8 protein-coding genes are annotated in these 10,371 nt (G+C 43.4%); 4 read left to right on the top strand and 4 right to left on the bottom strand.

The genetic code is table 11. The features are described from left to right. Positions 1-647: 647 nt before the first annotated feature. Positions 648-1,256, top strand: a complete 609-nt coding sequence (gene hisH / locus ACPK8D_RS07925) for an imidazole glycerol phosphate synthase subunit HisH (RefSeq protein ID WP_424717315.1) — start codon at positions 648-650, stop codon at positions 1,254-1,256. A gap of 246 nt (positions 1,257-1,502) precedes the next feature. Next, positions 1,503-2,828, top strand: a complete 1,326-nt coding sequence (locus ACPK8D_RS07920) for an AIR synthase-related protein (protein ID WP_424717316.1) — start codon at positions 1,503-1,505, stop codon at positions 2,826-2,828. Positions 2,829-2,956: 128 nt separating this feature from the next. Here the strand turns inward: ACPK8D_RS07920 and ACPK8D_RS07915 are convergent, their stop codons facing one another. Both ACPK8D_RS07915 and ACPK8D_RS07910 read right to left on the bottom strand, forming a co-directional pair. Next, entirely contained in the window at positions 2,957-4,261 is a 1,305-nt protein-coding gene (locus ACPK8D_RS07915) for an NfeD family protein (protein WP_424717314.1), read from the bottom strand. A gap of 81 nt (positions 4,262-4,342) precedes the next feature. After that, on the bottom strand, positions 4,343-5,137 hold the full coding sequence (locus ACPK8D_RS07910) for a slipin family protein (protein WP_424717313.1): 795 nt from the start codon (positions 5,135-5,137) through the stop codon (positions 4,343-4,345). Between the two features lie 588 nt (positions 5,138-5,725). On the opposite strand from ACPK8D_RS07910, the gene ACPK8D_RS07905 reads away from it, so the two are divergent. Both ACPK8D_RS07905 and ACPK8D_RS07900 read left to right on the top strand, forming a co-directional pair. Further along, positions 5,726-7,858 carry a DHH family phosphoesterase gene (locus ACPK8D_RS07905; RefSeq protein WP_424717312.1) on the top strand — a complete coding sequence of 711 codons (2,133 nt, stop codon included), beginning with the start codon at positions 5,726-5,728 and terminating at the stop codon, positions 7,856-7,858. A gap of 359 nt (positions 7,859-8,217) precedes the next feature. Then, positions 8,218-8,667, top strand: coding sequence for an HNH endonuclease (locus tag ACPK8D_RS07900; RefSeq protein ID WP_424717311.1), 450 nt, complete (start codon positions 8,218-8,220; stop codon positions 8,665-8,667). 284 nt (positions 8,668-8,951) lie between these two features. Here ACPK8D_RS07900 and ACPK8D_RS07895 read toward each other — a convergent pair whose 3' ends face one another. Both ACPK8D_RS07895 and ACPK8D_RS07890 read right to left on the bottom strand, forming a co-directional pair. Then, positions 8,952-9,566, bottom strand: coding sequence for an orotate phosphoribosyltransferase-like protein (locus tag ACPK8D_RS07895; RefSeq protein WP_424717310.1), 615 nt, complete (start codon positions 9,564-9,566; stop codon positions 8,952-8,954). 165 nt (positions 9,567-9,731) lie between these two features. Next, complete coding sequence (locus ACPK8D_RS07890; protein WP_424717309.1) at positions 9,732-10,232, bottom strand: NOB1 family endonuclease; 501 nt, start codon at positions 10,230-10,232, stop codon at positions 9,732-9,734. Positions 10,233-10,371 lie beyond the last annotated feature (139 nt).

The following is a 10,371-nucleotide window of genomic DNA, read 5'->3' as shown; positions in this document are numbered from 1 at the left end:
TATGTTATAAGGAAACCTTGTTAAAGGATACTTAATCATCTGTCCCTAAGTAACCGGGCGGGCGGCCCGAAGCATACCCCATCCTTTAGGGTGGGGTGGCCGCCCGCAATTTGATTTTTAATCGGGTATTACTTTCTATAACATAACCTCTTGATATTTTCTATCAAAACTATATATTTATATAGTTCTTTTGCCCATACTCTTCTTACTGTTGTAGAATAACCTTAAAAATCAGAAACGAGGAGAAACAGTTTTTTGACTCAAGAATGTTCTGATGAATCAGGCGAATCGGACCGTGACCGTAGTTTCTTGTGTTTTTTTGGACTGCATAAATGGAAGCGAAAAAGCGGAGCATTGTGTTTTTTGCCAACAGTGCTCGAAAAACGCTATGAATGCATACGTTGTGGCAAATACAAGGTGATGTTTGAAAGGGAGAACAGCTCTTACAGTCTTCCTGCTGGCAGGTCTTAACTCAAAGGATCTACAGGCCCCTATATTTTTTCTCTTATTTTTCTCTTATTTTTCTCTTATTTTTCATCTCATTTCCTCTCTCTTTCAATTAATTTCATGCTGTCCTTCAATTGTTTTACCGATGTCCTTTCCCTTGCTCGTAAAGTTAATCTATCTTAACTTTGTTTGTTAGAACTATGAAACGAATTGCGATTCTCGATTACGGGCTTGGAAACCTCCGCAGTGTTCAAAAGGGGCTCGAACACGTCGGATCCAGTCCCGCAATCTCCGGGGACCCTGAGGAGATTCTTGCAGCAGACGGTTTAATCCTCCCGGGGGTCGGCGCTTTTGTGGATGCGATGAAGTGCCTTGCCCCCATTAAAGGGATTATAGAAGAGTACGCACGGTCAGGCAAGCCGATGCTCGGGATCTGCCTCGGACAGCAGGTTCTCATGAGCTCTTCTGAGGAGGGAAAGCTGACTGACGGGCTTGACCTTATTTCTGGCAAGGTGCTGCGCTTTCCGAAATCCGAGTTGAAGGTACCTCACATTGGCTGGAACAATCTTAAAATCAAGCAGGATCACCCTCTGTTTGAAGGTATTCCTGACAACTCTTTCGTATATTTCGTACATTCCTATTACGTGGACACAGCGTCTGAAAACACCCTTGCAGCCTGCAATTACGGGCTGGATTTCTCAGCTTCTGTCGTAAACTCGAAAGGCAATGTGATGGGCACCCAGTTCCACCCTGAGAAAAGTGGAACTATAGGGTTGAAAATTCTGAAAAACTTCGTAGAAATGTGCTGACAGGGTTTATCAGGGAATTTTCCCTTGTGCTTGAAGTTTATTTTTTCATTTTTTCGGATAATTGAATTCTGATTCCCAGGATAATTGAATTCTGACTCCCGGGATGAATAATTTCTGATTGATAGCACTTTACTAAATCGTCTGAAATCAACAGACTACCTGAAATCAATAGATTGATACTTGAATGCCAAACGATCCTGCCCTGCACACCTTTTAGGGCAGAAAAATCTGCAAGAGATGGTTACTATGGATATAGAAGGCTATGCAAAACGGGCTCTCAGGGAGAACCCTTCAAACGAAGCAGGGCTTGAGGCAAAGCTGGCTTCAAGAATTCTTGAAATTAAGCACATAAGCCCGGAAAGGGCTCATGAGATAGCGGCTGCGGTCGTTTGCGAAGCAAAAGCAACACTTGATGTGGAAGGAGATGTGTTAAGCCCTACTCTCTCAGGTGTTTCAATGGGAGAGTTCGGAGTGGGCTCCAGGGGCACAGGGGACTTTTACGTCCACTCCAAACTCGGGGAAGTCATAGGTAAGACAGGCGCAGTTGTGGACAGCTCCCAGCTTGACGACTCAGGGGTTGTCAAAATAGGTGAAGACTACCTGGTGGTCACTATTGACGGTATTCACTCTCGCCTGAGCGACTTTGCTTTTCTGTCGGGCTTTCATGTAGCTCGGGCAGCTCTGCGTGATGTGTATTCTATGGGAGCCCGCCCCCTGGCAATGCTTTCCGACATTCACGTAGCAGACGACGGAGATGTCGCAAAGATCTTCGACCATATTGCAGGCATAACCACGGTCTCTGAACTTACCGGAATACCTCTTATTACGGGAAGCACGCTTCGAATCGGCGGGGACATGGTCATAGGTGAACGCATGACAGGAGGCGTTGGGGCTGTAGGCATAACTTCTTCGCTTACCTCGCGGAACCGGACAGAAGAGGGAGACCTTATCCTTATGACCGAAGGGGCAGGCGGGGGTACGGTTTCTACAACTGCGCTTTACTACGGCATGCATGAGGTTGTGGAAGAAACTATTAATATCCGTTTCCTGGAGGCCTGCGAAGTCCTGTTGCAATCTGAGCTGCATAAAAAAGTCCATTCGATGACTGATGTTACTAATGGTGGAATTCGGGGCGATGCCAAGGAAATCTCAAAAACTGCAGGTGTAAAACTTGTCTTTGAAGAGGAAAAGATAAGGGCTCTTGTGAACCCCAAAGTGCTTTCAATGCTTGAGCGCCTGAAAATCGATTACCTGGGAGTCTCTCTCGATGCCCTGCTCGTAATTGTCCCGCCTGCATATGTTGATGAGATCCTTGATACTGTCAGGGCTGCAGGTATTAAAATTGATGTTATCGGGCGCGTTGAAGAAGGGAGCGGGGCTGAAATTTTCGTAAATGGCGAGCTCAGGGACTTCGTACCGAGATTCAGGGAATCTGCCTACACACCTGTGAAAAAAGTCCACGGCGAAGAGAATCCCAGGGATTTTGAAGAAATGAGAGCAGCAATTGATAAAGCCGCACTTGAAGCTATTGAAAAGAAACAAAAAGTCCTCGAAAAAATAAGAAGCAAATAAAGCCTTTTTAAAAAGGCTTTAGCGAAAATTGCTCAGATGAGGTTAAGCCCTGGACTTAAACCCTGAAATTAGTAACCCGTTATTAAAGTAAAAATTAAAAAGAAATTGAGCTGAAGAATAGGGAATAATTAGATTTTTCTCTTCACTAAGAGCACTTCCCTTACTTTTCCAGTGATTTCGACCTCTACTTTCGGTTTGATTTCCTTTTCCGAGCGAGCTTTCCAGTATTCGCCTTTATAACGGACATATCCTGTTTTTCCGGGCTCCAGGAGATCTATGGTCTGGGCAGTCTCCCCTATGAATTCTCCAATGACCGGCTTTTTCTTTCTTATCTCGGTTACTTTATATACTGCAAAAACCAGGAACAGGCCGAAAACAATCGTGGGGGCAACAACTGTAAGGGCAAGAAGCCTGCGGAATTCTGGAGTGTAAATATTTTCGCTTCCCATGGGTATAAGGAGCAGGCTCCCTATTGTGAGGCTTATTAGCCCGGCAAGCCCCATGATACCAAATCCGGGGGAGCTGATTTCAAGAATAAGGAGCCCTACCCCTACAAGGATGAGGAAGACTGCTGCTATATTAATATCAAAACCTGTACCTATCAATCCGAGTACGATTGAAATGATCCCTAAAACTTCTGCCCCGACCCCAGGGCTTGAAATTCCGAAAATTATTCCATAGAGCCCGATGGTCAGAAGAAGGGAGGAAATAATCGGGTTTGAGATGAGCCCTAAAAAGGAAAGAGGAAGGGGAGGTTCGTAATTTTCTATCCCTGCATCTTCGGTTTGCAGGGTTTTTCCCTTTACCTGCTGCCCGTCAGTCTGTGCCAGCAGGTTCGGGATAGAAGAAGCTACATATTCTATTACTCCGGTTTCCAGGGCTTCCTGCGCGTCAAGATTTTTGTTTTTTGTTATGACCTCTTCTGCAAATGTCTCGTTCCTACCGTGCTTACTGGCCGTTGCAACCGAAAACTTGACAAGGGCGTTTATTATTTTTTCGTCTTCTATGGGTTTTGTTCCTTCTGCCGACATCTGAACGGGCTGGGCTGATCCGATAACCGTGAAGGGCGCCATTGCAGCAATATCCGTTCCCATAAGGATGAGAGTGCCTGCTGACCAGGCTTTCCCGCTCTCGGGCACATACCCGATAACTGGCACACTTGCGTTCTCAATTGTCCTTATGATTACCTGGGTTTCGTCCAGCCCTCCTCCTGGGGTATCAAGGCTGATTACGAGAACCTCAAAGTTTTCGTTTTCAGCTTTTTCTATTGCATCCGCTATAATATCGTCTGAGGCCGGAGTGATAGCTTCGGATATTTCCAGCACGAGCACTTTCTCCTGAGGTCCGGCGCCCGCAGAGGGTACGAGAACGGCTGTGAAAATGAAGCACAGGAAGAAAATAAAGAGGAAATGGGGAGCCCTTTGTACAGGCATGTTTATCGGTCCTTTCTTGTTTATCCCTTTCCTTCAGTTTTTTTTTGCAATTATCATCCCTTCTTTTAACCCTTTCTGCCTTCATTGTCCTTTTCTTTCGGAAAGAGCCCTGGATATAGCAGCTATATTTCCGGTTTCAACCGATTGGGTCTGTGTAACTACTATGAGATTCTTTTCCCTCGCAATCTCGGCTAAAGTTTGAAGTTCCCTCAGTTTGATTGCTGTGGGTGTTCCCTCATAGAGGGAAGCGGCCTCTTTCATTTTCTGGGCAGCCTGAAACTCTCCTTCCGCAAGGATGATTCTGGCACGTTTTTCCCTTTCGGCTTCAGCCTGTTTGGCAATTGCTCGCTTCATTGTTTCGGGCAGGGAGACATCCCTGATTGTAACCCCTGTAACCTTGATTCCCCACGGATCAGTATACGCGTCCAGAAGCTCCTGAATTTGCTTGTTAATACTTTCTCTTTCCGAAAGCAGCTCATCAAGCTCCATCTGGCCCATAACGTCTCTCAGGGTAGTCTGTGAAAGGGTAGAGGTTGCAAACATATAATTTTCGACCTGAGTTATGGCAGCTCCAGGTTCCACGACCTTATAATAAACAACAGCATCCACTTCAACCGTGACGTTATCCTTGGTAATTACGGCCTGCTTGGGTACATCGATTGCAACAACTCTCAGATCTATTTTCATAGCTTTATCAACAATCGGGATAATCAGGAAAATCCCGGGACCCTTTACACCACTCAGGCGGCCCAGCCTAAAGATGACTACTCTCTCATATTCGTTAACCATTTTTATTGATTGTGAGAGTATTAATATTACAACTAATAATACAGGAAGATATAATGGGCTGGCAAATTGGCTGGCAAAGACACTCATAATTTTTGTGACCTCTTATTCATTAATCTTTAAATTAGATTTAATAATAATTAAGTATTCTATGTTCAGAGAATTAATACTAAAAGTTTCTGTAAAGTAAGCATTCATAATTCAAAAGTTTTGCACTATGTACTCTCTAAATATCTGAAAAACTATATTCTTACTTATTATTACTTTCTATCCCAGGATTCTCCATAAGACTTCGGTTTTTCAGATTTTTGGGCGATATCTGAGAATAAATCAGATAATAAATAAATGTCAGACATGCAGATACCTGATTGTTATGAAAATATGAAGAGGCTGTTCAGAGATTCATTCTGATAAATAGTTATCTCTGAAAATACTTATACCTGAAACATAGAAAATACAAAACCGGGAAAAAGTGAGTTGACAGGGAAAGAAAGGACCAGGATGATATGATTTCTGGCCTGGATACGGCCGCATAGTTAGATCAGTGTATTTCAGAGCTAACAAAATCAGAGATAACAAAATGAACAATAAACGCTATAAGGTTCAGGAATTTGTTCTGAGCCGCAAACAGCAGAGCAAGAAAACGCAGGTTCGGAAGAACCATCGGTGTTGATATTAATGAGTAAGGAATGTCCAGACTGCCACGGACGTGGCTATGAAGTTGTTTCAACTGAGATCTGCCCTCAATGTAAGGGTAAAGGTAAATCCAAATCAATTGATTTCATGAAAATGTCAGAAAAAAATCTTGACAATTTTTTGAAAAATGGCGCAGCATGTGCGAAATGTAAGGGTACCGGAAGTATTGAAGTAACCACTCCCTGTGGAACCTGCGAGGGACTCGGGAAGATATATACATGTAAGGTTTGTGGAGAACGCATTGAGAATCCCAGTGATCCCGAGGAAGAAATATGCGATTCCTGTGCTCGTTCTCAATATGTTTATGCCCTTGACGAATCCTGCGATCTCAAGGATGTGGAGGCAGGAAAACTTTACCACGGGATAGTAAGCAGTAAAGCTTCTTTCGGGGTTTTTGTGGACCTTAACCCCCACGTAAGAGGGCTTATGCACTCCAGTAATGTCGGAGTTCCTCCTGAAGTCGGGGATGCTTTGATCGTGCTGGTAAAAAGCATTAAAACCGGAGGGAAACTGGACCTGATCCCAAAAACCCTTAAAAAGTACGAAACTATCGAGCTTGAAAAGGAGCTTCCGCTCAAGAATTCAGCTGAAATAGACCCCAGTATGAAGGGCAGGCTCATTAGAATCGAAGGAGAGGTTATCCAGGTAAAGCAGACCAGCGGGCCCACCATTTTTACTATTGGCGATGAGGGTGGCTTTGTCCCCTGTGCAGCCTTTGAGAGTGCAGGGAAAAGGTCCTATCCGCATATTGATGTGGGAATGATTGTTTCCATGACCGGAGAAGTGACTCTGCGGGATGACCAGGTCCAGATCGAGGTCATGAGCATGAAATTGCTTACCGGGGAGAAGGAAGCAGCTGTCCGGGGCAGGGTTGAGAAGGTAATTGACGAAAAGGCGTCTCCTGCGGATATTCCTTTCCTTGTCGAAAGCGAGATTATGGAGAAGCTTAAACCGAAAATGCTCCATGTCGCCAAAGAAATCAAAAAAGCTATCTTCCATTCAACCCCGATTATTCTCAGGCATCATGCCGATGCTGACGGAATTACCTCGGCAATTGCAATTGAGAGGGCAATCCTTCCCCTTATTACGGAAATCGGGGGGACGGATGCGGAATACTATTTCTACAAGCGTGCTCCTTCCAAAGCTCCTTTTTATGAGCTTGCCGATGTTACGAGGGATATTTCCTTTGCGCTTGAAGATCTTTCCAGGCACGGGCAGAAGATGCCGCTTGTAATCCTTGTAGATAACGGATCAACCGAAGAAGACGTCCCTTCCATGCGGCAGGCGAGAGTTTACGGAATCAATATGCTTGTTATTGACCATCACCATCCGGATGAGATTGTTGACCAGTACCTTATAGGGCACGTAAATCCTGCGCATGTTGGAGGGGATTTCGGGGTTACTGCCGGAATGCTCTGTGCTGAAGTTGCTCGTATGATCAATCCCGACATCAGCGATACGATAAAACATCTTCCGGCGGTTTCGGCAGTAGGGGACCGTTCAGAGGCTCCGGAGGCAGGAAGGTACATTTCTCTTGCCTCGGACCGTTATACCCTTGAAGAGCTGAAAGAAATGGCCCTGGCCCTGGACTATGAACAGTTCTGGCTGAAATTCAGCAGTGGAAAGGGTCTTATCGACGACATCCTGGATCTCGGGGATCACGAAACCCACAAAAATCTGGTTTCCCTGCTCTGCGAACAGGCAAATAACATGATAAAGGAACAGCTTGAAACCTGCCTCTTTAATGTTAAGTCTCATAAGCTGGCAAATGGGGCTATCATGAATGTGATAGATGTTGAAAACTATGCACAGAAATTCACCTTCCCGCCACCCGGAAAAACCTCAGGAGAAGTTCATGACGTACTTACCAAAAGGAATCCGGATAAACCCGTGGTAACCCTCGGATACGGCCCTGACTTTGCGGTCATCCGTTCCAAGGGCGTGCTTATGAACATTCCGAGAATCGTCAGGGAACTCAGGGAAGAAATGAAAGGTGCAGGCGTCAGTGGAGGAGGACATCTTGTCGTGGGCAGCATCAAGTTCGTAGAAGGAATGAGGACTGAAGTGTTATCAAAACTTGCCGAGAAGATAGGAGCCGCAGAGGTGCAGCATTAAAGGGCTTTAATAAGCCTCTCTTTTCTTCACTTCCTTTATGCGATTTGACGAACCTAAGAACCGATATACTTTTTTTCAAATTCTATGTAGTTTTAAAATATTTGTTTTAATAACTAAAAACAGTAATTTAATAATCTTTTTTAAACCTTCACTTTAAAATTACTTAATTGCAAAGATTTTAAGAACAATGGGTATTTAGGAAAGCCTTTTTCTAACCAGGAAAGATGAACTTTCTCTTCAATTTTTCTCATTATTTTTATTCCTCGTACATTAAGCCTTATGATATTGTCTCATATACTGTCACCCTGGAACAAAAAATCTTATAAAAGTTGAATGACAATCTATCTTAGGGGATTTTAATGGAAAAAAGAAGACCAATCGATAAAAATACGCGATTGTTGGTTTGGGAAAAGTATAATAAAAAATCATATGAAGGAAAATGTTACTGCTGTGGAGATACAATTTATTACAAAAACTTTCATGTTGGTCATAATAAAGCACGTGCTAAAGGTGGTAGTGATAACATTTCCAATTTCAGACCAATATGTGCTTCATGTAACCAATCTATGAAAACGATGTCAATTGATGAGTATATTAAAATTGTAGGTGGCACATTAAACATTGGTAGAAAAGTTACAAAGCGTGAACTGTTAGAAAGCTTACCAGTATCAAAATTGGGAAGACTTGTAAAGAAATTCAGAATTGAACTTCCTGTTTTTTGTAGGTGTGATAAAGATGACTATGTTGAAGGATTAATGAATAATAGAGGAATAACTGTAGAGAAAATTAAGGAGACTCTTAAAATATAACTGTCTTTCTTATGCTGAAAAATGATATTTATCTCTGATTCATAAAATGGTTGCAATTAAAGGTCTGTCTCTGGAATTAATATAGGATAAAAGTAAACCTTTACATCTTCTTGAGTTAGTAGATTTTCAGAAAACTTACTATCATGACGCTTGTCACTATAGTTATGGTCATATGTCGTAAAAAAGGAAGGACTTAGAAAGGATACAAAGGCAAACTTTGTATCCCATTTCCTGCAGAAAACGTTCTATTTAAATAAGTTACTCTTCACTTTACTTTTTTGTCTTTAGTCCACGCGCACAATCCTTACAAGCGACTGGATCGGGACGTTAGCGATCATATCCGCACCTTTCTTGTCTACAAGAACCACTACAACCCTCGGCTTTGCACCCATTTCCCGAAGCTGCTCGATAACTTCCATTGTTGTGGAACCTGTGGTGATAACGTCGTCCACGATTACACAGTTTTTGCCGGCAACGCTTCCGAAGTTCCTGCTTATTGTTCCTTTCTGGCCTGGCTGGACTACGTCCTGTCCTTTACGGGAATGATAGAGGGCAAAGTCAGCTCCCAGTTCATTTGCCATCATGCTTGCCAGGGGGATGCCGCTGGCGGCGACACCGACAACCACGTCGACTTCTGCGTTTGTTTTTTCCAGAGTCTCAAGCACCATGTCGCAGAGCGCAAGCGAGATGTAGTGGAGCCGCGTAGCACTTTTTCCTATACTGCTCCAGTTTACGGAAATATCCTTCGGAGCGGGGGCTGCTACTTCTTTTTTTGAACGGGTTAAAAGCCAGGTAACCGTTTCCCTTGAAACGTTAAGTTCGTCGGCAATCTGGCCGGTTACAAGCCCGTTGCTTTGCAGTTCCACAGCTTTCTGGATTAAATCTTCTATATTCTTCATGCCTCCATTCCCACCTGAATTTTTATCTGGCCGTATTTTTCGGCACATTTTATAAATTTATTCACAATACTGCCTGGAATACTGCCTGGAAAACTATATTGAAATGTACATTCTCTCAATTAAAGACACTATTACATTATCAAGCATTATATCTTTTTCTTCAGCTCAAAGATGACTCTTTTCTTTTCTGCTTTTTTTCCTCTTTTTCTTAAGGGCAGAACCGCATATAGGGCAGATATCCCCTTTGTCAAAAGTTTTTCTGCAGCCTATACACTGCTTTTGCCAGATAATAATATCCTTAATTTTCTTCTGGGCAATTGGCTTAACCTGGATCCCAAGCTGCACGGCAACGTTCTGGACTGCATAATCGTCCGTAAGCAATATGCCCCTGTCCCTGTATTCAAGAGCTTTTGCAAGGATTTCGAGATCCGTTTTTGAGAGTTCTTCGGAGTCCCGGGTATGCTCAGCCATTTTTCGGACTTCTTTTACCATTTCGGGATCTGGCCATTCCACACGTAACCCCCCTTCTTTTGCAAGGTCAAAACGAAGCTCTGCGTCCCTGCTTTTCAATTCATCCGCAACCGAAGGGACGGTAATTATCAGGGAACTGTCCAGGTCGCAGTTACCCATTATAAAAACTGCTGAATCTGCTATGTAACAGGTCATTTTTCTTCTCTTTTCTCTTTTAGTATATAATAGGACTTACGCGGTTGAGGAATGAAATCAAGTACATGTGGCCCCATCATAATTCTTGAGATTTAGACAGTTAAGTTTTACTGTTGCTGTTTTTCAGTTCAACCGCGTA

This window comes from Methanosarcina sp., from assembly GCF_049706645.1.
Taxonomy (GTDB): Archaea; Halobacteriota; Methanosarcinia; order Methanosarcinales; family Methanosarcinaceae; genus Methanosarcina.
The sequence above is the reverse complement of the archived record's forward strand: the minus strand, read 5'-3'. Positions and strand labels throughout refer to the sequence as shown.

Coding starts and splice junctions, on each gene's coding strand:
- hisH (WP_424717315.1), top strand. CDS start 648: ATGAAACGAATTGCGATTCTCGATTACGGGCTTGGAAACCTCCGCAGT.
- ACPK8D_RS07920 (WP_424717316.1), top strand. CDS start 1,503: ATGGATATAGAAGGCTATGCAAAACGGGCTCTCAGGGAGAACCCTTCA.
- ACPK8D_RS07915 (WP_424717314.1), bottom strand. CDS start 4,261: ATGCCTGTACAAAGGGCTCCCCATTTCCTCTTTATTTTCTTCCTGTGC.
- ACPK8D_RS07910 (WP_424717313.1), bottom strand. CDS start 5,137: ATGAGTGTCTTTGCCAGCCAATTTGCCAGCCCATTATATCTTCCTGTA.
- ACPK8D_RS07905 (WP_424717312.1), top strand. CDS start 5,726: ATGAGTAAGGAATGTCCAGACTGCCACGGACGTGGCTATGAAGTTGTT.
- ACPK8D_RS07900 (WP_424717311.1), top strand. CDS start 8,218: ATGGAAAAAAGAAGACCAATCGATAAAAATACGCGATTGTTGGTTTGG.
- ACPK8D_RS07895 (WP_424717310.1), bottom strand. CDS start 9,566: ATGAAGAATATAGAAGATTTAATCCAGAAAGCTGTGGAACTGCAAAGC.
- ACPK8D_RS07890 (WP_424717309.1), bottom strand. CDS start 10,232: ATGACCTGTTACATAGCAGATTCAGCAGTTTTTATAATGGGTAACTGC.